Source organism: Komagataeibacter xylinus (assembly GCF_004302915.1).
Taxonomy (GTDB): domain Bacteria; phylum Pseudomonadota; class Alphaproteobacteria; order Acetobacterales; family Acetobacteraceae; genus Komagataeibacter; species Komagataeibacter xylinus_C.
The window spans coordinates 202,793-227,469 of the sequence record NZ_QQBI01000002.1 but is presented as its reverse complement, the minus strand read 5'-3'; the positions used below and the strand labels follow the sequence as shown (position 1 = coordinate 227,469).

General features: G+C 62.7%; 21 protein-coding genes. 12 read left to right on the top strand and 9 right to left on the bottom strand.

The features are described from left to right. The first annotated feature begins 5 nt into the window (after window positions 1-5). A complete protein-coding gene (locus tag DV027_RS02715; protein ID WP_130730432.1) occupies window positions 6-629 on the top strand; it encodes a glutathione S-transferase N-terminal domain-containing protein in 624 nt (207 codons plus the stop codon). A 50-nt stretch (window positions 630-679) separates the two neighbouring features. Here the strand turns inward: DV027_RS02715 and DV027_RS02710 are convergent, their stop codons facing one another. Further along, the gene (locus tag DV027_RS02710) at window positions 680-2,149 is read right to left on the bottom strand and encodes an aminotransferase class V-fold PLP-dependent enzyme (RefSeq protein ID WP_130730409.1); all 1,470 of its coding nucleotides are present in this window, start codon (window positions 2,147-2,149) and stop codon (window positions 680-682) included. A 115-nt stretch (window positions 2,150-2,264) separates the two neighbouring features. On the opposite strand from DV027_RS02710, the gene DV027_RS02705 reads away from it, so the two are divergent. Both DV027_RS02705 and DV027_RS02700 read left to right on the top strand, forming a co-directional pair. Next, on the top strand, window positions 2,265-2,726 hold the full coding sequence (locus tag DV027_RS02705; protein ID WP_130730408.1) for an Lrp/AsnC family transcriptional regulator: 462 nt from the start codon (window positions 2,265-2,267) through the stop codon (window positions 2,724-2,726). Between the two features lie 143 nt (window positions 2,727-2,869). Then, entirely contained in the window at window positions 2,870-3,877 is a 1,008-nt protein-coding gene (locus DV027_RS02700; RefSeq protein WP_130730431.1) for an NAD-dependent epimerase, read from the top strand. Between the two features lie 108 nt (window positions 3,878-3,985). Here DV027_RS02700 and DV027_RS02695 read toward each other — a convergent pair whose 3' ends face one another. From DV027_RS02695 to DV027_RS02675, 5 genes are all read right to left on the bottom strand, one after another. Beyond that, on the bottom strand, window positions 3,986-4,828 hold the full coding sequence (locus DV027_RS02695; RefSeq protein ID WP_130730407.1) for a copper resistance protein B: 843 nt from the start codon (window positions 4,826-4,828) through the stop codon (window positions 3,986-3,988). Then, window positions 4,825-6,882, bottom strand: coding sequence for a copper resistance system multicopper oxidase (locus DV027_RS02690; protein WP_130730406.1), 2,058 nt, complete (start codon window positions 6,880-6,882; stop codon window positions 4,825-4,827). Before DV027_RS02690 ends, DV027_RS02695 begins: the two co-directional genes overlap by 4 nt. Before the next feature lie 81 nt (window positions 6,883-6,963). After that, a complete protein-coding gene (locus tag DV027_RS02685) occupies window positions 6,964-7,353 on the bottom strand; it encodes a hypothetical protein (protein ID WP_130730405.1) in 390 nt (129 codons plus the stop codon). Window positions 7,354-7,472: 119 nt separating this feature from the next. Next, the gene (locus DV027_RS02680; RefSeq protein ID WP_130730404.1) at window positions 7,473-8,288 is read right to left on the bottom strand and encodes an FTR1 family iron permease; all 816 of its coding nucleotides are present in this window, start codon (window positions 8,286-8,288) and stop codon (window positions 7,473-7,475) included. Window positions 8,289-8,290: 2 nt separating this feature from the next. Next, the gene (locus tag DV027_RS02675; protein ID WP_172155388.1) at window positions 8,291-8,632 is read right to left on the bottom strand and encodes a cupredoxin domain-containing protein; all 342 of its coding nucleotides are present in this window, start codon (window positions 8,630-8,632) and stop codon (window positions 8,291-8,293) included. Between the two features lie 200 nt (window positions 8,633-8,832). Here DV027_RS02675 and hmpA point away from each other — a divergent pair, with 200 nt between their 5' ends. From hmpA to DV027_RS02650, 5 genes are all read left to right on the top strand, one after another. Further along, complete coding sequence (hmpA, locus tag DV027_RS02670; protein ID WP_130730403.1) at window positions 8,833-10,035, top strand: NO-inducible flavohemoprotein; 1,203 nt, start codon at window positions 8,833-8,835, stop codon at window positions 10,033-10,035. Between the two features lie 255 nt (window positions 10,036-10,290). After that, on the top strand, window positions 10,291-10,983 hold the full coding sequence (locus tag DV027_RS02665; RefSeq protein WP_130730402.1) for a glutathione S-transferase: 693 nt from the start codon (window positions 10,291-10,293) through the stop codon (window positions 10,981-10,983). 76 nt (window positions 10,984-11,059) lie between these two features. Further along, window positions 11,060-12,682, top strand: coding sequence for an ABC-F family ATP-binding cassette domain-containing protein (locus DV027_RS02660; RefSeq protein ID WP_130730401.1), 1,623 nt, complete (start codon window positions 11,060-11,062; stop codon window positions 12,680-12,682). A gap of 57 nt (window positions 12,683-12,739) precedes the next feature. Further along, window positions 12,740-15,133 carry a heavy metal translocating P-type ATPase gene (locus tag DV027_RS02655; protein ID WP_242621700.1) on the top strand — a complete coding sequence of 798 codons (2,394 nt, stop codon included), beginning with the start codon at window positions 12,740-12,742 and terminating at the stop codon, window positions 15,131-15,133. A 100-nt stretch (window positions 15,134-15,233) separates the two neighbouring features. Further along, on the top strand, window positions 15,234-15,575 hold the full coding sequence (locus DV027_RS02650; RefSeq protein ID WP_130730400.1) for a metal-sensitive transcriptional regulator: 342 nt from the start codon (window positions 15,234-15,236) through the stop codon (window positions 15,573-15,575). A gap of 544 nt (window positions 15,576-16,119) precedes the next feature. Here DV027_RS02650 and DV027_RS02645 read toward each other — a convergent pair. Then, window positions 16,120-17,223, bottom strand: coding sequence for a glycerophosphodiester phosphodiesterase family protein (locus tag DV027_RS02645; RefSeq protein ID WP_130730399.1), 1,104 nt, complete (start codon window positions 17,221-17,223; stop codon window positions 16,120-16,122). Between the two features lie 666 nt (window positions 17,224-17,889). Here DV027_RS02645 and DV027_RS02640 point away from each other — a divergent pair. From DV027_RS02640 to DV027_RS02625, 4 genes are all read left to right on the top strand, one after another. Continuing rightward, on the top strand, window positions 17,890-18,504 hold the full coding sequence (locus DV027_RS02640; protein ID WP_130730398.1) for a sorbitol dehydrogenase family protein: 615 nt from the start codon (window positions 17,890-17,892) through the stop codon (window positions 18,502-18,504). Window positions 18,505-18,521: 17 nt separating this feature from the next. Then, window positions 18,522-20,159 (top strand): GMC family oxidoreductase, encoded by a 1,638-nt coding sequence (locus DV027_RS02635; RefSeq protein WP_130730397.1) that lies wholly within the window; start codon window positions 18,522-18,524, stop codon window positions 20,157-20,159. Continuing rightward, a complete protein-coding gene (locus tag DV027_RS02630) occupies window positions 20,152-21,474 on the top strand; it encodes a cytochrome c (RefSeq protein ID WP_130730396.1) in 1,323 nt (440 codons plus the stop codon). The genes DV027_RS02635 and DV027_RS02630 overlap by 8 nt, the downstream gene beginning before the upstream one ends. 247 nt (window positions 21,475-21,721) lie before the next feature. Further along, window positions 21,722-22,285: a phosphatase PAP2 family protein gene (locus DV027_RS02625; RefSeq protein ID WP_130730395.1), complete on the top strand. Its 564-nt coding sequence runs from the start codon at window positions 21,722-21,724 to the stop codon at window positions 22,283-22,285. 167 nt (window positions 22,286-22,452) lie between these two features. Here DV027_RS02625 and DV027_RS02620 read toward each other — a convergent pair whose 3' ends face one another. Continuing rightward, on the bottom strand, window positions 22,453-23,844 hold the full coding sequence (locus DV027_RS02620; RefSeq protein WP_130730394.1) for an NAD-dependent succinate-semialdehyde dehydrogenase: 1,392 nt from the start codon (window positions 23,842-23,844) through the stop codon (window positions 22,453-22,455). A gap of 239 nt (window positions 23,845-24,083) precedes the next feature. Further along, window positions 24,084-24,542 carry an Rrf2 family transcriptional regulator gene (locus tag DV027_RS02615; RefSeq protein WP_130730393.1) on the bottom strand — a complete coding sequence of 153 codons (459 nt, stop codon included), beginning with the start codon at window positions 24,540-24,542 and terminating at the stop codon, window positions 24,084-24,086. Between the last annotated feature and the right edge of the window lie 135 nt (window positions 24,543-24,677).

Sequence of the window (24,677 nt, the reverse complement as noted above, 5' to 3'; positions counted from 1 at the left end):
GCGTGATGACATGGCCCGTGCTGTACAGTTTCCGTCGCTGCCCGTATGCCATGCGGGCGCGGCTGGCGCTGCTTGTGAGTGAAACGCCCTGTGCTTTGCGCGAGGTCAGGCTGGCGGCCAAGCCTGCCGCCATGCTGCGGGCCTCGCCCAAGGGCACGGTGCCGGTGCTGGTGTTGCCCGATGGCCGGGTGATGGCCGAAAGCCTCGAGATCATGGACTGGGCGCTGGCCCGTCACGACCCGTGGCACTGGCGGCCCGGCACGCGGCGCGACCTGATTGCGCGCAATGACGGGCCGTTCAAATATCATCTCGATCGCTACAAATACGCGACCCGCTACCAGTCGGATGCGCTGCACCACCGGGGGGAAGCGTTGCAGATCCTCCATGAGCTTGAAGTCATGCTGCATCCCGGTCCGTTCCTGCACGGTGCACGGCCGGGCATGACGGATGCCGCCATTGCGCCCTTCGTGCGCCAGTTCGCGGCGACCGATCCTGACTGGTTCGCGGCCTGCCCTCTGCCGCGCGTGCAGGGGTGGCTGGGGGCGTTTGTGGCCCTGCCACTGTTCGAGCGGGTGATGGAACGCGTGGCCCCCTGGCGCGAAGGCGATGCGCCGGTTTTACTGGGGTAAGGAACGCCGCCTTTTTGTAAAAAGGCGGCACCCAAAAACTCTTATTCTTTTCAGGCCATGGTTTCGGCCTTTGGCATTGTCTGTGCGCGGAAGCGCGCGGTTTTGGGATCGCACACATAGGCCTGCGCCATGGCGGCGGGGTTGCGGGCGAGTTCATCAACCGAGCGGATGATGAAATCCGCCTTGGCGTCGTCCATCAGGGCGCAGAAATTCAGCCGTGTCCAGCCCGGCTTGCGGATCTCCTCACCATTGAGAATGGCGTGGCGCAGGGTGTTTGACAGGGGTTCATCAATACCAAGCAGGCTGTGCGCGTAAGGCCCCGCACAGGCGCAGCCGCCACGGGCCTGAATGCCATACCCGTCGGACAGCATGCGCGTGAAAAGCTGCTGGTGCACCATCTCGCCCGGCTCGGACCCATGCACGCGCAAGGAGAAGATGGGCAGCGCATGGCGTGCCTGCGCGTTGCCCACGATCTCGATATGCGGGTTGCGCCGCCAGACCTGCTCGGCGCGGCGGCGCAGGGCATGGTGGCGCCCGTCGAGCCAGTCCTGCCCCATGGCGTCCTTGACCAGGAAGGCCAGGGCCGCGCGGATGTCACCAATGACATTGGGGGTGCCCGCTTCCTCGCGGCTTTCGAGGCGTGTCGCGTAATCATGCCCCCACGGCGAGACAAACCGCACCGTGCCGCCGCCGGTAAAGACCGGGCGCGTGCGCGACACGGCGGCATCGCGCACGATCATGATGCCCGATGCCGCAGGCCCGCCCACGAATTTATGCGCCGAGAGCACAACGGCATCCTTTTCATATGGCGTGCCCGCCCGCATGTTGATGGGCAGGTACGGCCCGCCACCAGCATAATCCCACACTGCCAGCGCGCCGTGGCTTTTGAGCATTTTTGTCACGGCATCCACGTCGGTCATGATGCCCGTGACGTTGGAGGCGGCCGAGAACGCGCCGATGCGCAGCCGCGCGGGGTCGGTCTGGGCAAGGGCACGGTCAAGCTGTTCAAGGTCCGGGCCGCCTTCAGGGGCTTCGCCAATGGTGATGACCTCCGCCCCGCTCTCGCGCCAGGGCAGGATGTTGGAGTGATGCTCGTACGGCCCGATGAACAGCACGGGCCGTGCGCCGGCCTGTGCGGCCTCGGGCACGCCAAGCAGATGCACCAGCCGGTTGAGCCCCGCCGTGGCGCCCGCGCCGCAGAATACGGTGGAGAACCCTTCGCCCGCCCCGCACAGACGCGCGATCTGCGCCCGCGCGGCGTGGCGCATGCGGGTCATGTACCCCCCACAGAACGAGGCCTCGGTATGGGAGTTGGCGTAATAGGGCAGCACGCGGGTGAGAACGAATTCCTCGATCTGCTTCAGCGCCCGGCCCGAGGCGACATAATCGGCATAAACCAGTGGTTTGACGCCAAACGGGCCGGGAACGGGCGCGCCTTCCCCGATCAGGCCCGCGCGCAGGCCCTCATGGCCGCCTGCAAGCAGGCTGGCGGCAAACTCTGAAAAAGACGTGTCATCCATCTGCATGGCCTGTTCCCCCGAAAGCGCGTTGCAGGGCGATGTTAATCGGCTTTAGGGCAATATTTTTCCCTATTTCATGCTATCCATGCGGTCATATGGTGTCATATGATCGGTTATGAGCGAAAAAATGGATCATTTTGATCGCGCCATATTGCGTGCCCTGCAAAAGGATGCGGGCCTGTCGCAGCGCGAACTGGCCGAGCGGGTCGGCCTGTCACAGAATGCCTGCTGGCGGCGGCTCAACGCCCTGCGCGCGCGTGGCCTGGCAGGCGAGCGCACCCTGCGGCTTGATCCGGCACGGCTGGGGCTGGGGCTTACGGTTTTTGTCATGATCCGCACGCGCAGCCATTCGCGCGAGTGGCTGGAGCGGTTTCACAAGGCTGTCAATGACATCCCCAATGTGATCGATTTCTACCGCATCGCGGGCGATTACGATTACATGCTCAAGATCATCACCCAGGACATGGCCGCGTTTGACACCATATACCGCACCCTGATCAGCCGGGTCGACCTCGACACGGTCACATCCTATATCGCCATGGAGGCGATCGCAGCCAACCGTGACCTGCCGATCTAGGCAGGAGCGGGCAGCGCGCAGGGGCGGCGCATGTGTGTATGCACCGGGTGTGTCCCGATAACAGGACTCATCAATTCCGTCCTTTCACGCTAAGACCGCACGCGGTGGCCGGGGCAGGCGGCTGCGGGTTTGTGGAGTTCATGATGCGTATTCTTGTTACTGGCACCGCCGGGTTCATCGGTTTTCATGTGGCCCGGCGCCTGCTGCGCGAAGGCCACGAGGTGACCGGCATTGATGGCATGACCCCCTATTACGATGTCACGCTCAAGCACGCACGCCATGCCCTGCTGCGCAGGGAGGCGGGTTTTGCCTGCCATGAATTCATGCTCGAGGATGCGCAGGCCCTGCACGATGCCTTTGAGCAGTGCAGGCCGGAACGGGTCATTCACCTCGCCGCCCAGGCAGGGGTACGCTATGGGATGGAAAATCCGGGCTCGTATGTCAGCGCCAACCTCGTGGGCACCTATAACGTGCTTGAGCAGGCCCGGCGCTGCGCCACGCCCCACCTCATGATTGCCTCGACATCATCCGTCTACGGGGCCAATGCGGCCATACCCTTTGCCGAGGACCAGCGCTGCGACCATCCGCTCAGCCTGTACGCCGCCACCAAGAAGGCGGATGAGGATCTTGCGCATTCCTATGCCCATCTGTGGAACCTGCCCATAACGGCCTGTCGTTTCTTTACGGTGTACGGGCCGTGGGGGCGGCCTGACATGGCGCTGTTCAAATTCACCGCCAACACGCTCGCGGGCCGCGCGATCGATGTCTACAACAATGGCGACATGGAGCGGGACTTTACCTATATCGACGATATCGTCGAGGCGATTTACCGCCTGGCCGTCCGCCCAGCGCCAGCACGGGGGGAAAGCGACCGTGGCGCAAGCCCCGTGGCCCCTTACAGGGTTGTCAATATCGGCAATGGCGAGCCGGTCAGCCTCATGGCGTTCATCAAGGCGATCGAGGCGGCGCTGGGGCGCAGATGCGTGTGCAATTACCTGCCCATGCAGCCCGGTGACGTGCCGCGCACCTGGGCGGACTGCACGGCCCTGCAGGAACTGACCGGCTTTCGCCCCACCACCTCGGTGCAGGCCGGGGTGGATGCCTTCGTGGCGTGGTACCGCGACTATTACAGCCTGCCAACTGACGCCTGAACGCGGGCGCAGAAAAACAGACAGGCAAAATAAAATAAAAGTTCTTGGGTGCCGCCTTATTTCCAAAAAGGCGGCGTTTTTATCTTTACTGCTTTTGTTCGGCCAGGCTCAGAACCAGCTCCGCACGCCAAAGGTCAGGCGCAGCGCCCCGCCCTCGCCGTGCTGGTCATGCACGATGCGGCGGGCCTGTGTCAGATACCCCGCATAGGACACGGCCACATAAGGCGCGAATTTGCGCCAGACCTCGTAGCGCAGGCGCAGCCCCGCATCCACATCCGAAAGCCCTGCCCCAACCTGCCGCGCGGGGTCGGCTTTGGTATAAAGATTGAACTCCGCCTGTGGCTGCAAGATGAGCCGGTTGGTGAGCAGGAAATCATATGACCCCTCAATGCGGGAGGCGAAGCGCCCCCGGTCGCTGACATAGGCGGTGGCCTGGAACTCGAACTGGTACAGCGCCAGCCCCTGCACGCCCAGCGCCCCCCATGTGCGGGTGGGGCCATCATCAATATCGGCGCGGACACCGGCCTGCACATTCCAGTAGGGCGAGACCGCGCGGCTGTACAGCAGTTCATGGTCGCCATCATGCAGGCGACCATGCTCCAGCGTGCCTTCCGACTTGAGCCACAGCCTGTTGTAGTCGCCACCGTACCACGTCTCGCCATCCCAGCGGAAATCCGTGCCGCCGGGCGCGTAACGCCCCTCAAGCTGATCAAGAATGCCATGAAAGTAGCGCCCCTGGTCCATGACCGGCTTCATGCCGCCCACATAGGCCACGGGGGCGTTGGTGGGCGCATCGGCGGCGTGATAGGCGGGCCGTGGCGGGAGTTTGCGTGGGTGTGCCGTTGCGGTTTTCCGGGCCGCCGTCGTGGTCGTGGTCGTGGCCTGGCTCTGGGCCTGCGCAGGCAGGGCCGTGGCCAGCAGCAGGGCTGCAACAGGGAGCGCGTACCTCATTCCACGATCACCGTGCGGAACATGCCCGTTTCCATATGCAGCATGAGGTGGCAGTGATAGGCCCACATCCCCGGCGCATCGGCCGTGACAAGGTAGCTCAGCTTCGAGCCGGGCTGCGAGATGAGGGTGTGCTTGTAGGGGCGGTAGGCGCCCTGGCCGTTTTCAAGTTCGCTCCACATTCCATGCAGATGGATGGGGTGCTCCATCATCGTGTCGTTGATGAGGGTAAAGCGCACGCGTTCGTTGCGCCTGAGGCGGATTGGCCCGGATTCGGAAAACTTGCGCCCGTTGAAGCCCCAGATATAGCGCTCCATGTTGCCCGTGAGATGCATGATGATCTCGCGCGTGGGCGGCCTTGGGTCGCTGCCCGGCCGGGTGGCGCGCAACTGGCTGTAGTTCAGCACGCGGCGGCCATTATGCTCCAGCCCATCGCCGGGGCTGGCCAGGCGGTCGGTGGGCATGCGGGCGATATTCTGGTTTTCCACGTTCAGGGGCGGGGGGCCGGGGTCATCCACTTCCATTACGGATGCAGTGTGGGTGGCGGGCGCGTCATGGCGCATGGCTGCCTGCGTGTGCATGGGGGCGGCAGGCTTGTGGTGTGCGGGGGCATCCATGTGGTGTTCAGGCATGGACATGCCGTGTCCGGCCGGTTCCGGGGGCGATGGCTGCATGTCCTCCATGTCCATGCCAGCCATCATGCCATCCTGGGGGGCTGGCATTGGGGTGCCATGCCCGTGCGGTGTCGGGTTCGGGGTGGATGCCTGCATGCCGCCCATGGGGTGCTGGGGGTCAGTCATGTCCATGCCGTCCATCATGCCGCTTTCGGGGCGCGGCATGGGGTGGGTGTGCGATGCGTGCATGTCGGGCGCAGGGTCCGGCATCGCCATGCCGTTCATGCTTTCGCCCGGTTTCATGTCGCCCATGCCCATATCGACCATGGTGCGCACCGGGCGCGGGTCCATGGGCGGAATGGGGGCGCTCATGCCCGGCTGCGGGGCCAGCGTGCCCCGGGCGTAGCCGGTGCGGTCCTCGCTCTGGGCAAAGAGGGTGTAGGCACGTGCCTCCCTTGGTTGCACGATCACGTCATAGGTCTCGGCCACGCCAATGCGGAACTCATCGACCGCCACGGGCTCGACCGCGTTGCCATCGGCTGCCACCACCAGCATTTCCAGCCCCGGTATGCGGATATCGAAAAACGTCATCGAGGCGCCATTGATGAAGCGCAGCCGCACCCGCTCGCCGGGAGTGAAAAGGGCGTTCCAGTTCATGTCGGGCGCATGGCCGTTGAGCAGGTAGGTATAGATCACGCCGGTTACGTCAGCGATGTCGGTTGCGGCCATGCGCATGCGCGACCAGGCCAGCCGGTCCTTCAGCGCGGCCAGCGGGCTGCCTGCGGCCCTGGCCTCACGCGGGAAGGAGGCCAGCGTGCGCTGGCGGAAGACATAGTAGTCATCCTGCATCTTGAGGTTGGAGAGCATGCCCATGGGCGAGACATCCGTCCATTCTGATAGAAGAATGACATAATCACGCGCGCAGGCCTGCGGGTCGGGCTCCGGCGGGTCGATGACGATCGCGCCATACAGCCCCTGTGCCTCCTGCATGCCGGAATGGCTGTGGTACCAGTACGTGCCGCTCTGGGTGACGGGAAAGCGGTAGGCAAAGGTCTGGCCGGGGGCAATGCCGGCAAAGCTCAGCCCCGGCACGCCATCCATGGTGGCGGGCAGGCGCAGGCCATGCCAGTGGATGGAGGTGTCTTCATCCGCCAGCGTGTTGGTGACGTTGATGCACACCGTATCACCCTGCCGCCAGCGCAGGATCGGGCCGGGCACATCCCCGCCAATGCAGGGCGCGTGCAGCACCTTGCGGTCGATTTCAATACGGGTGCGGCCCACGCGCAAATCCCACCGTGCGCGGGCCATGGGGGGCACCGCGCCGGAGGGGGCGGTGCGGGCGTGCAGCGGGCGGGGCAGGGCGGCCATGAGCGCGCCCGCGCCCAGCCCCGTTACAAAACGGCGACGGCTCAGGCCGCCCCGGTTGCGAGACGGAATCAACATGAGAAAAATCCGGCAAAAAAACAGGTCATTCAGATCCCGCCCCACACAAGCCAGGGCAGGCGCCAAAACGCGGTGACGTGTTCAGATGTTGCGGATTTTGGGTGGCCGCAGGGGCGGCAGCCAGTCGCCGCCCACGGCCGGCGCCTGCCGGGCAGCAGGGAAAGCACGCCCCCCTTCGGCAGGCAGGCCGCTCAGGCGCTCGGCCACGAGGGGCGCAGGCATGTCCGACAGGCCCGCATGGACATGGCAGCACGGATCCTGGCTGGTGGGGGCGGGATCGTGGCGGGCATGATGCATGCGGGCCATGTGCAGGGCATGGGCGGGGGTCATGCAATCAGGCGCCATGGCGCAGGCGGGAGCCAGCGGATGGGCATGGGCGGCAGGCGTGGGCACAGCGCCAGCAAGCAGCCCTGCCTGCATCAGCAGCCAGACCAGCAGGCCAACCCATGTCCGGCCGCGTGCCCTGAACATTCTGCACTCCCATCCGCCATGAAGCGTTGCAAACTGTTGCCCATAATACCCATGGGGGGCATAAAGGGAAGCTTTTTATGCCCGCCTGCCCGAGGCTGTATCAGGCAAAGGGCGGCACCCTATTTGGTGACAGGCCGCCTGCGCACCATCCGGGTCGCGATCAGCATTACCGCCAGCGTAACCCCCCAGGCCACGAGCTGGATGCCCATGGGCCGGTCGGAATAGCCCACCAGCGCCTTGGCGGCCCGCCCCACCATGCTGCCATCGGACAGCAGCCACGACGTATCCCACACCTCATAGCCCAGGGCAGGCACGATATCATCGCCCGCCAGCAGGGCCGCGGCCTGGCTGGCCATGCCCGCGGCCAGAAGGGCAATGAGCAGGCCGGTCACGGCAAACAGCCGGTGCAGCGGAATGACGATCAGCCCGCGATACAGCAGCCATGATATGCCGCCGCCCGCCACAATGCCCAGCAGCCCGCCCACCAGCATGGGCACCGGGCCGGAATGGGTGGAGACCGCGATGCCATACAGGAACAGCACCACCTCCACCCCTTCGCGCAGCACGGCTACGGCCACCACCACGGCCATGGCGGCAAGCGAGCGCTGGCCGGTTGCCACCTGCGTGCCCAGCGCCTTCATGTCGCCCGCCATCTCGCGCCCGTGCCGGGTCATCCAGATATTGTGCCAGCCCAGCATGACCACCGCGATGCACAGGATGGTGGCCGAGAACACATCCTGCCCGTTGCCCGACAGCGCCGCCGAGAGGCTGCCCGCAAACACCGCCACCACCGCGGCCCCCGCCACGCCAGCGGCAATGCCGCCCGCCACCCAGCGCCCCCGTCCCGCTATGCCCTGCGTTGCCGCCAGCACGATGCCGATGATCAGGCCCGCTTCCATGACCTCGCGAAAAACAATGAGCAGACTTCCCAGCATGTTCAGGGCTCCTGCGTTACGGTAACGGTGCCCGTTGCCTGGTCGGGGTGGTAGTCATCGAAGAATTTGTAGGTGCCGGGATGCAGCGGCCCGGCATGGACCGTAATGGTGCTGCCCGGCACCACGATCTTCTCGAATTTCAGGTCATAGCTCTCAAATTCGTCCGTCGTGTCATCCTGGTTGTCCAGCATGATGAGGAAGCGCGTGCCCGCGGGCACCGTAAAATGGTCCGGGCTGAAATGATGGTCCTTCACCACCAGGTGCACGGGGTCCTGCGCCCATGCCGGTGGGGCGGACAGCAGGGCCGCAAGCCCGAGGCAGGACAGGATGGTCGCGTAACGCATGAACAGACTCCGCGTGGAATGACGGCAAAATATTGCGACTTATTATCACTGTCAATTTCAGTCTTGCCACCCACATATCCTGTCCTGCCGATGCGGGGCTGGCATGCGCAGGCAGGTGCCTGAAAAAAGGTATGTTCTGTTGACATCTTTTTTGTGCGCCATAAAAGGTTCTTGTTAAATACACCTTAATGGAGGCCAGAATGGCGCCGCCACTCGATGACACAACCCGCAGCATCATCAAGGCCTGCGTGCCTGCGCTTGAGGCCCATGGCCTCGCGATCACGACCGAAATGTATCGCCGCCTACTGGCCAATCCCGCCATCCGCGACCTGTTCAACCTCTCGCACCAGGAGGATGGCGCGCAACCCAGGGCGCTGGCGCTGGCCGTGCTGGCCTATGCCCGCAACATCGATAACCTTGGCGCCATGGCGGGCGCTGTCGAACGCATTGCTGAAAAGCATGTGGGGCTGAACATCAGGCCCGAACACTACCCCTATGTGGCCGAGGCCCTGCTGGGCGCGATTGCAACAGTGCTGGGTGATGCCGCGACCCCTGAAATTCTGGAGGCATGGGGCAAGGCCTACTGGTTCCTGGCCGATATCCTGATCGGGCGTGAAAAACAGATCTATGACGCCCACGAGGCGGCATCCGGCGGCTGGGTGGGGTGGCGGCCCTTCCGCGTGCAGGCCCGCAAGGCCGAGAGCGAGACCGTGACCTCCTTTGAACTGGTGCCTGAGGATGGTGGCCCGGTGATGCGGCATGCGCCGGGGCAGTATCTCAGCTTCCGCCTTGATGTGCCGGGGCATGGCAGTGAACGGCGCAATTACAGTATCTCGTCAGCGCCTTCTTCGCAGGGCTATCGCATCAGCGTGCGCCGCATCGACGGTGGTGTGGTGTCGGACTGGCTGCATGACAGCGTGCGTGAAGGCAGTGTGTTGCAGGTTTCCGCCCCCGCTGGCGCGTTCACGCTCACGCCCGCAACCGGGCCGATCGTGTTCCTGAGCGCAGGGGTGGGGCTGACGCCGTTCATGTCCATGCTGGCGGAGCTGACGGGCAGTGACGCGCATCCCCCCATCCATTACATTCACACCACCCGCAGTCCGGGCACGGAAGCCTTTGGCCCGGCCATCCGGGCGCTGGCAGGGCGCGGGCGGTTGCAGGCGGATATTTTCTACACCCGGCAGGCTCTGCAGGCTGCAGCACCCGTGCCGGGGGTGAGCTGCCATGAGGGGCGCATCACGCCCGCATGGCTACAGGGCAGGGCGGACAGGAATGCAACCTATTACATCTGTGGCCCCGATGGCTTCATGCGCGACATGGTGGGCGCGCTGAAGGCAGCGGGCGTGCCGCCTGCGCAGATCCGCTACGAATTCTTTGGGCCTGCCGATGATCCGGCGCTATGAGGCGGGTAATCGTTTTGTAAACATGCCTTAAAAAACAAAGACGTTTTTGGTGAAGCTTTTTTTCAGAAAGCTTCGGGAGAACGCCGCCTTTAAAAAAAAGGCGGCGCCCAAAAACATTTAGCCTTCTGGTCGTCATCCGGCACGCTGCGGGCAGATCAGGCGGAACCAAACACATGGCCATGCCCTTAACGCCAGTATCCGCATCGCGCGTGGTGCCGGGCGGGTCCTGTGCATTGCCCCGGAAGGTCCGCCGCCATGATTACCGTGCATCATCTCGACAATTCACGTTCCCAGCGCATCCTGTGGCTGCTTGAGGAACTCGAACTGCCCTACGAGATCCGCTTTTACAAGCGCGACCCCAGAACCATGCAGGCTCCCAGGAGCCTGCGCAGGATCCACCCGCTGGGCAAGGCCCCGATCATCACCGATACCGAAGGCGACGTGACGCTTGCGGAAAGCGGGGCCATTATCGAATACCTCGTCGAGCGCTACGGCAACGGCCGCCTGCAGCCTGAACGCGGCACGCCGGAGCACGTGCAGTTCCTGTACTGGCTGCACTATGCCGAAGGCTCGGCCATGCCGCCGCTGCTGCTCAAGCTGGTGTTCGGCCTGCTGCCCACGCGCGTGCCCTTCATCATCCGCCCCGTGGCCAGCCTGATCGCGCGCGGGGTGCAGTCACGCATCATCAATCCGCAACTCAGGCTGCACATGGATTTCTGGGAGCAGTCGCTCAGCCAGCGCGAATGGTTCACCGGCAAGGACTTCACCGCAGCCGATATCCAGATGAGCTTTCCGCTTGAGGCCGCCGCCACCCGCGCCGGGGCGCTGCCGGGCAGGCCGCATGTAGGGGCCTTTTTGCGGCGCATCCATGCGCGGCCCGCCTATCAGCGCGCGCTGGTCAGGGGCGGGGCCTATGCCTTTGCCGCGGCAGGCGACGTGCCGGCCTGACAGCAGGGCTGCGGTTTACGCCCTACCTCGGTTCGTATTAAGTGCGCGCATTCCTTCCGCGCCCCCCCGAGGTTCCATGATTCGTCTCGACAGTATCAGCAAGCATAACGGCCAGCGCCTGGTCTTCATTGAAGCCTCGGCTGCGTTGCAGAAGGGCGAGAAGATCGGCCTCGTGGGGCCAAACGGGGCAGGCAAGACCACGCTGTTCCGCATGATCACCGGGCAGGATGAACCCGATGAAGGCCAGATCCTGACCGATCGCGGCATCACCATCGGCTTTTTCAGCCAGGATGTGGGCGAGATGGCAGGCCGCAGCGCCGTGGCCGAGGTGATGGAAGGCGCGGGCGCGGTATCGGAGGTGGCCTCCGAACTCGCCACGCTGGAAACGGCACTGGCCGACCCCGAACAGGCCGACCAGCTTGAAACCATCCTTGAACGCTTTGGCGAGGTGCAGGCCCGTTTTGAGGAACTCGGCGGCTATGCGCTCGACAGCAAAGCGCGTGAAGTACTGCACGGGCTGGGCTTCAGCCAGGAAATGATGGACGGCGATGTCAGCCGCCTTTCAGGCGGGTGGAAGATGCGCGTGGCCCTTGGCCGCATCCTGCTCATGCGCCCCGATGTGATGCTGCTCGATGAGCCAAGCAACCATCTCGACCTTGAAAGCCTGATCTGGCTGGAACAGTTTCTGGCCGGTTACGATGGCGCGCTGCTCATGACATCGCATGACCGGGCGTTCATGAACCGGGTCATCAACAAGGTGATCGAGATCGATGGCGGGAGCCTGACCAGTTTTTCGGGCGATTACGAGTTCTATGAGCAGCAGCGCGCCCAGAACGAGAAGCAGCAGCAGGCCCAGTTCGAGCGCCAGCAGGCCGCGCTCGCCAAGGAAATCAGCTTCATCGAACGCTTCAAGGCCCGTGCCTCGCACGCAGCCCAGGTGCAGAGCCGGGTCAAGAAGCTGGAAAAGATCGACCGCGTTGAGCCGCCTAAGCGCAGGCAGGCGCTGAGCTTCGACTTTCCGCCCCCGCCGCGCTCGGGCGAGGACGTGGTCAAGCTGCGTGGCGTGGATAAAAGCTATGGCAGCCGCGTGATCTACCATAACCTCGACCTGCTGATCCGCAGGCGCGAGCGCTGCTGCGTGCTGGGTGTAAACGGCGCGGGCAAGTCCACGCTGCTCAAGCTGGTTACCGGCGCCACCCAGCCCGATGCGGGCACGGTCACGCTGGGTGGCAGCGTGAAGCTGGGCTATTTCGCCCAGCATGCCATGGACCTGCTCGATGGCAGCCGCACGGTGTTTGAAACGCTGGATGATGCCTTTCCGCTGGCCAGCCAGGGGTCGCTGCGCGCTCTTGCAGGCAGCTTCGGCTTCTCGGGCGATGAGGTGGAGAAAAGCTGCCGCGTGCTGTCAGGCGGCGAGAAGGCGCGGCTGGTCATGGCGCTGATGCTGTATGACCCGCCAAACTTCCTGGTGCTTGATGAACCGACCAACCACCTCGACATCGCCACCAAGGAAATGCTGATTGCCTCGCTTGCGCAGTACGAAGGCACGATGCTGTTCGTATCGCATGACCGGCACTTCCTTGCCGCCCTGTCCAACCGGGTGCTGGAAGTCACCCCCGGTGGCATTCACCAGTATGATGGCGGTTACACGGAATATGTCGCCCGCACCGGGCAGGAAGCCCCCGGCCTGCACGCCTGACCCGGCAGATCTGCCCTTGAAAATACCATTGGGGGGTATAAAGTCAGGGTGGTGAGCATGAGGAGCGCCGCCGTGGTCCAGACTGTCAGTTTCCCCGTAGGGGGCATGAGCTGTGCGGCCTGCGCCACGCGGCTTGAAAAGGTGCTCAACCGGCAGGCGGGCGTGCAGGCCACGGTCAACTTCGCCACAAACCGGGTGCAGGCCAAGGTTGATGACCCCGCAACCGCGCTGCCTGCCATGGCCACGGCCATTGGCAAGGCGGGTTTTACGGTGGACCAGGGCAGCGTGGACCTGTCGGTTACCGGCATGAGCTGTGCCGCCTGTGCCGCGCGGGTGGAGAAAATCCTCAACCGCCTGCCGCTGACACAGGCCAGCGTGAATTTTGCCACCGGGCGTGCGCATGTCACGTACGTGCCCGGCGTGAGCGGGCCGGAAACCTTCATTGCCCGCATTGAAAAAGCCGGTTTTGGCGCAACCCTGGTGGATGACGCGGCGCCGCACCCGGACCCGCACGCCCTGCGCATGCAGGCATGGCGGGCGGAACGCAACCAGTTTGCCCTGACTCTTGTGCTGGCGCTGCCGTTTGGGGCGCAGATGCTGGGCATGCTGGGGGGCATGGCGTTCATGCTGCCCGGCTGGGTGCAGGCCGTACTCGCCACGGTGGTGCAGTTCTACTGCGCGCGCCAGCTTTATCCGCGCGCGTGGAAGGCCGTGCGCGGGGGCGCTGCCAACATGGATGTGCTGGTGGTGCTGGGCACGGGCATCGCCTATTTTTTCAGCATGGCCGTGCTGCTCCTGCGCCTGCCGCAGCCGCTGTATTTCGAGAGCAGCGTGGCCATCATCACGCTCATCTCATTGGGGCGCCTCATGGAAAGCCGCGCGCGTGACAGGACGGCGGCAGGGCTGGAAAGCCTGCTGAAGCTCCAGCCAGCGCAGGCCCATGTGGAACGCGACGGCGTGGTGCATGACTGCCCGGTGGAACAGGTGCGCGTGGGCGATGTATTTGTCGTGCGCCCCGGCGAGAGCCTGCCGGTGGATGGCACGGTGCTTGATGGCGCATCGGATGTGAATGAAGCCATGCTGACCGGCGAGAGCCTGCCTGTTGCCAAACGGGTGCATGACACGGTTTTCGCGGGCACACTCAACACCACCGGCAGCCTGCGGGTGAAGGCCACCGGCGTGGGGGCGGATACCGCGCTGGCGCATATCGTGAAAATGGTGGAGCAGGCGCAGGGCAGCAAGGCGCATGTGCAGCGCCTGGCCGACCGGGTGGCGGGTGTGTTCGTGCCGGTGGTGCTGGTGCTGGCAGGCCTGACCTTTGGCGTGTGGTGGGGGATGAGCGGGCAGGTTGCGCCCAGCCTCATCGCCGCCGTATCGGTGCTGGTCATTGCGTGCCCGTGTTCGCTGGGGCTGGCCACGCCCACCGCCATCATGGTGGGCACCGGGCTCGGGGCGCGCGCGGGCATCCTGTTTCGCAACGCCGATGCGCTGGAACAGGCCCAGAGGCTCGATACGATCATGCTCGACAAGACCGGCACCCTGACCGAAGGCGCCCCCACGGTGCAGGACATGCAGCCCGTGCCCGGCGTGGACCCGGCCCGCCTGCTGGGCGTGGCCTGCACGCTGGAGCAGGAGTCCGAGCACCCGCTGGCCCGCGCCATCATGGCGCATGCAGCCAGCCTTGGCGTGCGGCCCGGCACGCTGGCCGGTTTTGAGGCCACGCCGGGGCTGGGGGTTGCGGGCATGGTAGACGGGTTGCCTGCCTGCCTCGGCGCACCGCGCTTTCTGGCCGAACGTGGCATGGCGCTGGACCCGGACGGGACAGACAGGCCGGCAGGCGCGGGGCGCACCGTGATCGGTGTTGCGCAGGCGGGGCATCTGCTGGGCCACATCATCCTGTCCGACACGTTGCGGCCCGATGCGGTGGCGAGTGTGTCAGCACTCCGGGCAGCGGGCATCCGGGTTGTCATGCTCACGGGCGACAGCCCGCAGGCGGCAGGCCCCATTGCGGCTGCGGTGGGGGTGGATGACTGCCGCGCGGGCGTGCTGCCTGCTGACAAGGCAAGGATTATCGAACAGTACCGCGCGCAGGGCCATGTGGTGGGCATGGTGGGCGATGGCATCAATGACGCCCCGGCGCTGGCGGCGGCCGATGTGGGGTTTGCCATCGGGGCCGGTACGGCCATCGCGCGCGAGACGGCGGATATCGTGCTGATGAAAAACGAACTGGCCAGCGTGAACGATGCCATCTCGCTCTCGCGCGCCACATTGGCCAAGATCAGGCAGAACCTGTTTTTTGCGTTCATCTATAATATTCTTGGCCTGCCGCTCGCGGCCTTCGGCCTGCTCAACCCCATTGTGGCGGCAGGGGCCATGGCCATGAGTTCGGTCTCGGTGGTCAGCAACGCGCTGCTGCTCAATCGCTGGAGGCCGCGCGCGCCCGGTCACTGAATGACGTTCACACCCTGTTACGGTCTGTTCCGCGTGCGTGCGCTCGCCTATGCTATTGCCAGTTGCATGACCCAGCACGATTCAAGGGATAGAACGACGCGTGACCAGACATAAACAGCAGGGAACAGACCCTGCCTCGTGCACGCAGTGCGCCCCCCCGCCGCAGGACAGGATCGTGGAACAGCCGCACAAGAAAGCCCTGATCAACCGCGTGCGCCGCATTGAGGGGCAGGTGGGCGGCGTAATGAACATGATCGAGAATGACCGCTACTGCGTGGATATCCTGACCCAGATATCGGCGGTCAAATCAGCGCTGGATGGGGTTGCGATCCAGATCCTGTCCTCTCACGCCAAAGGCTGCGTGCGCAAGGCGGTGCAGGAAGATGGCGGCGAGGAAACGATGGAAGAACTGCTCGGCATCATCCGCAAGCTGATCCGCTAGGGCAGATCCAGTTTGAATGAACACATTCGAACTGGTGAAGATGCCCGATAAACAATGAATTGCTCCAGGGGTGATCCTGATCTGAGTGGAAGATGCTGCCTTTGCTGAAAAAAAGGCAGCATCCGGACATGTTCGTTCCATCGTCATCAGGAACGCAACTGGTTTCCGGCGTATCTTTACCAGAGAATTATTAAAATGACCGCACCGCCTGATTATGAAAAAGTGCGCGAGGTATGTCCCATTTGTGGCCAAGGATGGGTGCTCGTTGCACGGGCCAACGCAATACATGCCCTTTTTTTCGCTGTGATGAATGCACAAGTGAATGGGAGGATGTCCGGAACATCCAGGTTGAATCATCAAGAATGAGAGATGATTATTACGATTTGGATTTTGTGGAAAGCAGGGAACTGGCAACACATAAAGTCTATAAATACGTCATCAATAAAATATCAAAGAACTGGTAATGTATCGTGGCGCCCCTGATGTTTCAGGGGTGCCTCCCGCCATCATTTTCCATATCCCTGCGTTTGCGCGCATGGCGGCGTTACATGCCCAGCGCCATGCGGCCTATGGCCGGGTCATCGGTAAAGAAACCATCAAGCCCCAGATCCAGATGGCGGCGTATTTCGGCAATCGCGCCGGGCACGTTGCGCGCGCTGTCGCCCTCGCCATTGCGTAGCTGGGCGGGCAGGAAGTGGTTCTCGGGGCGGAAGGTGTAGGAATGCACCAGCAGGCCCGCCGCGTGGGCGTCATCAATGAGTGTGGTGGGGGCAAGCCACGCGCCAGCGGCATCACGCGGAATGATGTCGTCGTTCGAGGGACCGATGACATCCGTATAGGCCCGCAGGCCGCGCAGGCCATCAGGGGTCATGAGGTCGCCAAACGTGACCGGCCTGGCCGTGCCCAGCGTGTCAGGCACCGTTTCCGTGCGCCCGCCCATGAGGAACATGAGCCGCGCCTGCGGGTTGATGGCCTGCACCCGGCCATGGAGCATGCGCAGGTTCGCCGTCTCGAAGGACTGGACCTCAAGCGGGCAGTAACGGGTGTAGTCGTGGGCTGCGATGACGTGGAGGAACGTCTCCTCTGGCGTGTGGCCGAGTTTATGGAAATGCGTTGAATTCTTGATTTCAGGTATCAGCCCGATCATGCGCCCGCGGCTTGCTGCCTCGGCTGCCACAAAGTCGATCACTTCCTCAAATGTCGGAATATCGAAATGCCCGTCATAGCGCGTGTTGTGGGCGCGGAGGGCGGGCAGGCGTTCCCTGGCGCGCAGGGTCTTGAGTTCGGCCAGGGTGAAGTCGGTCGTGAACCAGCCGGTTTCCGCCTTGCCATCTATGGTCATGGTGCGGCGGCGGCTGGCAAATTCCGGGTGGCTGGCCACATCGGACGTGTCGGCGATGTTGCTTTCATGGCGGGCGATGAGCACGCCATCGCGGGTGGGCACGAGGTCGGGCTCGACATAATCCGCCCCATCGGCAATGGCGCGGGCATAGGCGGCCAGCGTATGTTCGGGCCGCAGGGCCGATGCCCCCCGATGCGCCATGACAGCGGGCACCGGCGCCAGGGAAGGGTTTGCAAAAGCCTGCCGGGCTGCCAGCGCGGCCATGCTCGTCAATGTGCCTGTCATGGCCTGTCTGCGGGTCAGCATGCCTCTGTCCTTTAAATAAAAGCGTGCGCCAATTTTAGGCAAGAATACACACGGGGCAATGGCGGGCGATTGGCCTGAATGGCGGTTGGCCGGGAATCTTATATGACAGTTTAATGAAAATGCGCCCGCAAGAAGAGAAAACCGCTTTTTCGATTGCCATTCCTGCCATGACGGTCCGCCTCCGGTGTGGTTTGCGTGTTTTTTACTTGCCACGGCAGGCGCGCGTCGTGGCCCCAGACGCATCTGGCGTGTCCGGGGCAGCCATTTCAAAAAGGCTTTCTCCCTGCGGGCATGACATCATTATTTTCAGGGAGAGTAGAAATATTAATGATACTTCTTCAATACATATTCAGGCACGTTGCATAATCAGCATGTGTCCTGCCATCATAATGGCTGTCTTTCATGGTTCTGTCGCCACGGTGATGCCATGCAGGTGTGGTGGCCGATGGTCTGGCCATGTCACTATATTTTTACAAAACATGTCCTGCCTGTCTGGCGGCTGCTTTTACTCATGAGATGTGAAGCAGCTATACGCGGAGATAGGGGTATAAAAGGTTGCAGGACTGCATTAAGTAGCGGTATCGGTATAAAACTATTGCATCCCGCATGGTCATGCCTGTCTTCCGGCATTCCTGCTGGACCAACGTGCATGAGAGGCGACGCTAGATGGCTGCAGACCGGCCCTGTTTTCCTACCAGTATTCATCGTTCCACCCCCAACGCCATCAGACTGAACCGGGCCCTGCGCATGTCGCGCCGCGATGCGCTGCTTGGCGCGTTCGGGGCTGCCGTTGTCGTGACGGGCAGCAGGCAGGGAATGGCCGCCACGGCGGAGCAGGACACGGTCGTGCCGCTGTTCATGGCGCTGTCGCAGCGCCTGACGGATCGTGACACGCTCGACCCGCGCATTGGCAACGCCCTGTATGCAGGCATCATCCACGCCGTGCCCGAGCGGCGTGACCAGATCCAGAAGCTGCATGACTTCATGGCTGGCGGCAACTTTACATCGGCCCATGCGCTGGCCGCCGCCGCCGAGCATCAGGACCCCGTGTTCAAGGCTGTCATTCAGGATATCCTGACCGGCTGGTATCGTGGCCTGGCCGACCACAAGGTCGTGGTCTACCGCTCCGCGCTGATGTTCGACATCACCAAGGATGCGATCTATCCCAAGACCTATGCAACGGGTGGTCCGTTCTACTGGACCCAGACCCCGCCGGAAGTGGCTGTGCCAACAGGTGAACCCGCCCTTTCGCCTTCGAAACTCGTGATCGAACCTACCTGATATCCGGAGCCTTTTTTATGCCGTCCGAACAAGACCTATCTGCTGACGTCGTAATCGTCGGCTCCGGCGTCGCTGGCAGCTCCATTGCCAACGAACTGGCGCGCGCGGGTATTTCCGTCATCGTGCTCGAAGCGGGGCCCCGGGTCGACCGCCAGCACTTTGTCGAGAATTTCCGCAACCTCGAGAACAAGCCCTCCTATCAGGGGCCGTTCCCGGCGGTGCCATGGGCGCGTCATCCGCCCGACCAGGTTACCCCCAACGATTACCTGCACACCACCGGTCCCGATGCCGAGGCCTACCAGCAGGTCTACCTGCGCATGATGGGTGGCACCACCTGGCACTGGGCGGGCTGTGCGTGGCGTTACCTGCCATCGGATTTCGAGCTCAAGACCCGCTATGGCCAGGGCCGTGACTGGGCGCTGAAATATGATGACCTCGAGCCGTTCTACTACCAGGCCGAGGTGATGATGGGCGTGTGCGGCCCGGACCCGAAGGTGGAAGACCTCGGCTCGCCGCGCAGGCAGCCTTATCCGATGGATGCGCTGCCCATTTCCTACGCCGCCCAGCAGTTCCGCAAGCTGATTGGCGAGAAGACGCCGTATCGCGTGGTGCATGAGCCGCAGGCCCGCAACACCCGCCCGTATGACAGCCGCCCGACTTGTGAGGGGCATAACAACTGCATGCCCATCTGCCCGATCGGGGCGATGTATAACGGCAGTTACTCCGTCTACCATGCCGAGGCGGCAGGGGCGAAGTTCGTGCCCAACGCCGTGGTGTACCGAATTGAGCGTGACAGCGCCAACAAGCGCGTTACCGCGGTGCATTATTATGATCCCGACAAGGGCTCGCATCGCGTGACCGGCAAGTATTTCGTGATTGCGGCGCACTGCATCGAGACCGCGAAACTCATGCTGTTCTCCGCCGATGAGCAGAGCCCGGACGGCATTGCCAACAGCTCGGGCCATGTTGGCCGCAACATGATGGATCACACCGGCGTGCAGGTGAGCTTCATCAGTGGCGATAAGGCCCTGTGGCCCGGTCGTGGCCCGCTCGAAACCAACGTGATCGACAATTTCCGCGATGGTGACTGGCGCAACGAGCGCGGCGCGTACCTCGTGCACATGGTTGATGACAACCAGGTCGACCTGGCCACGCAGCTTGCCATCGCCAAGGGGTATGTGGGCCGCGAGCTTGAGGAGCAGATCCGCTATCTCGCCTCGCACACGGTCCGCCTGTTCAGCCATAACGAAGGCCTGGCCGACCCGGATAACCGCCTGACGCTGAGCAAGACCAACAAGGACATCCTCGGCATCCCGCACCCCGAGGTCTATTACAAGCTGCCCGAATATACCGTGAAGAGCTGCGAGCACACGCGTGGCCTGTTCCGCGACCTGATCGGCCTCATGCATGGCACGGACGAGGAATGGACGCCCGGCTACTTCCCGCAGGACCATCCCGCGGGCAGCACCATCATGGGCACCGACCCGAAGGATTCCGTGGTGGACGGCTTCTGCCGCACGCATGACCACGAGAACCTGTTCATCGCGAGTTCGTCCGTTTTCTCTTCGGTCGGAACCGGCAACATCACCCTGACAGTCGCCGCACTTGCCCTGCGCGTGGCTGATACGCTTAAAAAAGAACTCGCCCATGCCTGACGTGACGCGCAAGATCCTGTGGTCGGTCCTGACCGCAGGCACTGCTCTTGCAACATTTTCTGCCGTTCCCGCCCGGGCGGATGACCCTTCTGCCGACCTGATGGCCCGTGGCGAATATATCGCCACGGCAGGTGACTGCGTTGCCTGTCATACAGCACCCGGCGGCAAGCCATTTGCCGGTGGCCTGAAGATCAGCACGCCCATGGGCGATGTGGTGACGACCAACATCACGCCTGATCCCGATCATGGTATCGGCAAATACACGGAAGAGGATTTCGAGAAGAGCCTGCGCCACGGCATCCGCCGTGATGGCAGCAGGCTTTATCCCGCCATGCCCTACGTGTCCTATGCCGGCATGACGGATGGCGACGTGAAGGCGCTGTACACGTGGTTTATGCACGGGGTGAAGCCGGTGGCCGAGACGCCGCCGGTCACATCGCTCAACTTCCCGGCCAACCTGCGCATCACCATGGGCCTGTGGAACATGGTGGCGACCAGCGAAACCCCGGAGACGGGTGATTCCGCCACCTTTGACAAGATGCGCCGGGGCAAATACCTCGCCCATGCCCTTGAGCATTGCGGCACCTGCCATACCCCGCGCAACATCATGCTGAGCGAGAAAGAGGACAGCTACCTCGCCGGCGCGAGCCTGCTCGGGTGGTATGCCCCGAACATCACCTCAAGCAAGACCGGCGGCATCGGGAACTGGAGCGAGGACAATCTCGTTGAATACCTCAAGACCGGCCATGTGGCCGGGCTGAGCCAGGCGGCCGGCCCGATGGGCGAGGCGGTCGAGCACAGCACCAGTCACCTGACCGATGATGACCTGCATGCGCTTGCGGCCTACATCCTGCAGGTTCCTGCCAAGGATGACGAGGCCGAGCACAGCCCGCGCGAGCAGTTTGGCAAGCCGCTGGAGCAGGCCGATGTCCGTTCGGGTGAACTCACCCGTATCGACAAGCTTGACCCGATGGATGGCGCGCAGATCTATGATGCGAACTGCGCGGCCTGCCATGGCGGTAACGGCGCGGGCACGGCCGACCATTATGCACCCTCGCTGTTCCATAACTCGGTTGTGGGTTCGGCCCGGCCCGATGACCTGATTATGGCCGTGCTCAACGGCGTGGACCGGAATGCGGGTGGGGTGCATGTGCATATGCCTGCCTTCAACCAGAGCTCCGACGTGGAGCGCCTGAGCAATGCCGAGGTTGCCAGCGTGGTGAACTACGTCACGGCCACATTTGGCAGCGGCGACCACGGTGTCACCGCCGAGCAGGTGGAAAAAATGGGCAAGGAACTGCCCAAGACGCCCTGAGGCCAGATAATCCGGTGGCTGCCTGTATTCCTTTGACAGGGGCGGGGCTGCCGGGTCTGTGCTTTCAAAAGCTGTTCATCACGAGAACGCCGCCTTTTGTAAAAAAGGCGGCGTTCTTGTTTATTACAGTTGCGAAAACAGGGCGGATGCTGCCGGAAGGGGAAGGCGTGCCTGCTCATGGGTCGTCTGGCGACCTGGTGGTGTCTGTGATAGGCACGACAGGTGCAAAACGGGGTCCCGGATCATCATGATGCATTTCATCACCGATTTTGCCGATCAGGCCGTAATGCTGCCGGTGATGGTAACTGTAGTCCTTATCATGGCTGTGTACGGATGGCGGCGCGGTGCCATGGTCTGGACGGGTACTGCCATCGCGATGCTGGCGGTCATGCTGCTGCTTAAAATAGCCGGTCTTTATTATGCCGCGATAGAGCAGACCACCATCATCAGCCCCAGCGGGCATGTCGCGGCAGCGTGCATGGTGTATGGCGGGCTGCTTGTGCTGCTGGGGCAGCGGTATTTCGTGCGTTTCCCGGCGCTTATGCTGGTGCCGTTATCGGGTATTGGCATTGGCGTGGCATGTACCCGCGTGGCATTGCATACCCATACCCTGTTCGAGGTTGTAACAGGGGGTGTGGTTGGCTGTGCTGCAGGCCTGGTGCTGGGGCGGGCCTGCGGGCCTGTGCCGCAGCGGTTATGGCTGTACCTGCTGCCTGGAGTGGCGTGCGTGGCCGTGCTGTTCCATGGGGCGCATCTGGGTATTGAAGGTGCAATACGCTCCATGTTCCTACCCAGGAAAATTATTACATGATCAAATTGGAAGAATAGAAATTTCAGGCTTTATTTTCAAAGACAAAGTTCTTTGAAGTTTTTTGAAAGAAAGCTTCACCAAAAACTTTTGCATTATTCGTGGCCAGATGGCCCGGACGGGCACCGGCCAAGGCATCATGCCTCGACCAGCGCCCGGTTTTTGCCGGATCAGAACGGGGCGTCGATGTCCACCACGTCGATCAGCTTGTGATTGACGAATTCCTTGATGCCAAGGCCGATCAGTTCACGGCCATAGCCCGAGCGCGCCACGCCGCCAAACGGCAGGTCGGCCTTCACCATGGTCGGGTGGTTGACATAGACCATGCCGGTATAGATCTGCTCGGCTACCTTCACGCCGCGCTTGGTGTCCTTCGTGAACACGGCGCCGCCCAGGCCGTAGGGCGAATCATTGGCGATGCGGATGGCATCAGCCTCGTCCTTGGCGCGGTAGAGCTGCGTTACGGGGCCAAAGAACTCCCAGTGGCGGGCTTCATTGTTCTCGTGCAGGTTGGTCATGAGCAGCGGCTGGAAGAAGGCGCCCTTTTCCGGCACGGGCGCGCCGATCACTTCCACAACGGCACCATGCTTCTTGGCTTCCTCAACCTGCGCGCGCAGGTCGTCCGCCGCCTTCTGCGAGGAGAGGGGGGCCAGCTGTGTTGCCGGGTCCATCGGGTCGCCTGCCTTCAGGCTGGCAACACCTTTCTTATACAGCTCCACAAAGCGGTCATAGATCGCGTCAGCCACGATGAGGCGCTTGGCGGAGACACAGACCTGGCCCGCATTCCAGTGGCGTCCGAACACGGCCCACTTCACGGTCTTTTCCAGGTCGGCATCTTCCAGCACCACGAACGCGTCGGAACCACCAAGTTCCATCGTGGATTTCTTGAGCGCCTTGGCCGCAATGCCTGCCACAATGGCGCCAGCGCCTTCGGAGCCGGTCAGGGCAACGCCACACACGCGCGGATCGCTCAGGATCACCTCGGTGTGGTGGCGGGCGGCATACAGGTTGCGGAAGCCGCCCTTGGGCAGGCCTGCTTCCTGCATCAGCGTATCGAAGGCTGCGGCACACTGCGGCACGTTGGAGGCATGCTTGAGCAGCACCGTGTTACCGGCGGAAAGCTGCGGCGCAATGATGCGGGCTACCTGATAGTAAGGGAAGTTCCACGGCTCGATGGCGAAAACGATGCCCTGGGGCTGGTGGATGATCATGGCCTCGCCCTCATCGGGGCTGGCGACCGGCAGCTTTTCGGCTTTCAGCAGGCGCTCGGCATGTTCGGCGTAATACTCGAAGATCTCTGCCGACAGGATGGTCTCGGCCTTGGACTCCGCATACGTCTTGCCCATCTCCAGCGTGATCAGGCGGGCATATTTGTCAATGTCGCGGCGCAGGATGGTTGCTGCCGCCTTCATCACTTCCGCACGTTTGGCAAACGAGGTGTGGCGCCATGCCTTGAAGGCATCATAGGCATCGGTCAGCGCGGCCTGGACTTCCTGATCCGTAGCATCGGGGAAAGTCTTCAGCTTTTCACCAGTATAAGGGTTGGTCGTAGCATAAGCCATGGACAATCTGTTCCTTAGAGTTTCGTCAAGTATATATTCCACGTGCAGGCGTGCAAGAATCGTTTCAGCTATCACCAACGCCCCGAACGTGCAAAAGCTGATTTTCCATCAAGGTAGAAAAGATGGCGGGATTCTTTACGGAAAACCTGACTTTTCTGCCCTCTGGCCTGCCCTGTGCCGGTAGCGGGTGGCTATGGTAAAATGGAATTTACCATCTGCGCACCATGGGTTTCAGGCGCTCAGGCGGAAAGCGGGCTACCGAGCAGTTTGCGTTCCCGGTCCGTTATGACATCAGCCAGCGTGTAGCGGTCGAGCACGGAGATGAATAACCCCAGCGCTTCATGCAGTACGCCGCGCAGGCGGCACACATCGCTCAGGAGGCAGCCTCCCCTGCGGTTCACGCCTTCAGGCGGTGGTGGCTGCATACAGGCCACCAGCCCCATGTCTTCTTCCGTATAGCGCACGACATCACCGATCAGGATCGTCGCGGCAGGCCGCCCCAGCCGCAGGCCGCCGTTGCGACCACGGATGGTTTCCACAAAGCCGCCCTGTCCCAGCCGGTGGATGATCTTGATGAGATGATTTTCCGAAATGCCATAAGCCTGCGCAACCTCCCTGATCGATGTCAGGCGATCGGTATGGGTGCCCAGGTAGATCAGGGTTCTGAGGGCGTAATCGGTATGCAGGGTCAGGCGCATGGAAGGAGATATATAGAGTTTTCCCGTTAATTCCAGTGGTTAATGCTATTCTCCGTCCCGGCTGCGTCCGATAGGGGTGGGGGAAAGGGCAGCCTGGCAGGGGGAAAAGATCAACATCATCAGGCCGGTTGCACG

Bases quoted from the DNA above. Each gene is read 5' to 3' on its own strand.
- DV027_RS02635 (WP_130730397.1), top strand. From the start codon at position 18,522: ATGCCGTCCGAACAAGACCTATCTGCTGACGTCGTAATCGTCGGCTCC.
- DV027_RS02710 (WP_130730409.1), bottom strand. From the start codon at position 2,149: ATGGATGACACGTCTTTTTCAGAGTTTGCCGCCAGCCTGCTTGCAGGC.
- DV027_RS02640 (WP_130730398.1), top strand. From the start codon at position 17,890: ATGGCTGCAGACCGGCCCTGTTTTCCTACCAGTATTCATCGTTCCACC.
- DV027_RS02685 (WP_130730405.1), bottom strand. From the start codon at position 7,353: ATGTTCAGGGCACGCGGCCGGACATGGGTTGGCCTGCTGGTCTGGCTG.
- DV027_RS02660 (WP_130730401.1), top strand. From the start codon at position 11,060: ATGATTCGTCTCGACAGTATCAGCAAGCATAACGGCCAGCGCCTGGTC.
- DV027_RS02620 (WP_130730394.1), bottom strand. From the start codon at position 23,844: ATGGCTTATGCTACGACCAACCCTTATACTGGTGAAAAGCTGAAGACT.
- DV027_RS02630 (WP_130730396.1), top strand. From the start codon at position 20,152: ATGCCTGACGTGACGCGCAAGATCCTGTGGTCGGTCCTGACCGCAGGC.
- DV027_RS02690 (WP_130730406.1), bottom strand. From the start codon at position 6,882: ATGTTGATTCCGTCTCGCAACCGGGGCGGCCTGAGCCGTCGCCGTTTT.
- hmpA (WP_130730403.1), top strand. From the start codon at position 8,833: ATGGCGCCGCCACTCGATGACACAACCCGCAGCATCATCAAGGCCTGC.
- DV027_RS02665 (WP_130730402.1), top strand. From the start codon at position 10,291: ATGATTACCGTGCATCATCTCGACAATTCACGTTCCCAGCGCATCCTG.
- DV027_RS02625 (WP_130730395.1), top strand. From the start codon at position 21,722: ATGATGCATTTCATCACCGATTTTGCCGATCAGGCCGTAATGCTGCCG.
- DV027_RS02705 (WP_130730408.1), top strand. From the start codon at position 2,265: ATGAGCGAAAAAATGGATCATTTTGATCGCGCCATATTGCGTGCCCTG.
- DV027_RS02715 (WP_130730432.1), top strand. From the start codon at position 6: ATGACATGGCCCGTGCTGTACAGTTTCCGTCGCTGCCCGTATGCCATG.
- DV027_RS02615 (WP_130730393.1), bottom strand. From the start codon at position 24,542: ATGCGCCTGACCCTGCATACCGATTACGCCCTCAGAACCCTGATCTAC.
- DV027_RS02675 (WP_172155388.1), bottom strand. From the start codon at position 8,632: ATGCGTTACGCGACCATCCTGTCCTGCCTCGGGCTTGCGGCCCTGCTG.
- DV027_RS02695 (WP_130730407.1), bottom strand. From the start codon at position 4,828: ATGAGGTACGCGCTCCCTGTTGCAGCCCTGCTGCTGGCCACGGCCCTG.
- DV027_RS02645 (WP_130730399.1), bottom strand. From the start codon at position 17,223: ATGCTGACCCGCAGACAGGCCATGACAGGCACATTGACGAGCATGGCC.
- DV027_RS02680 (WP_130730404.1), bottom strand. From the start codon at position 8,288: ATGCTGGGAAGTCTGCTCATTGTTTTTCGCGAGGTCATGGAAGCGGGC.
- DV027_RS02655 (WP_242621700.1), top strand. From the start codon at position 12,740: ATGAGGAGCGCCGCCGTGGTCCAGACTGTCAGTTTCCCCGTAGGGGGC.
- DV027_RS02700 (WP_130730431.1), top strand. From the start codon at position 2,870: ATGCGTATTCTTGTTACTGGCACCGCCGGGTTCATCGGTTTTCATGTG.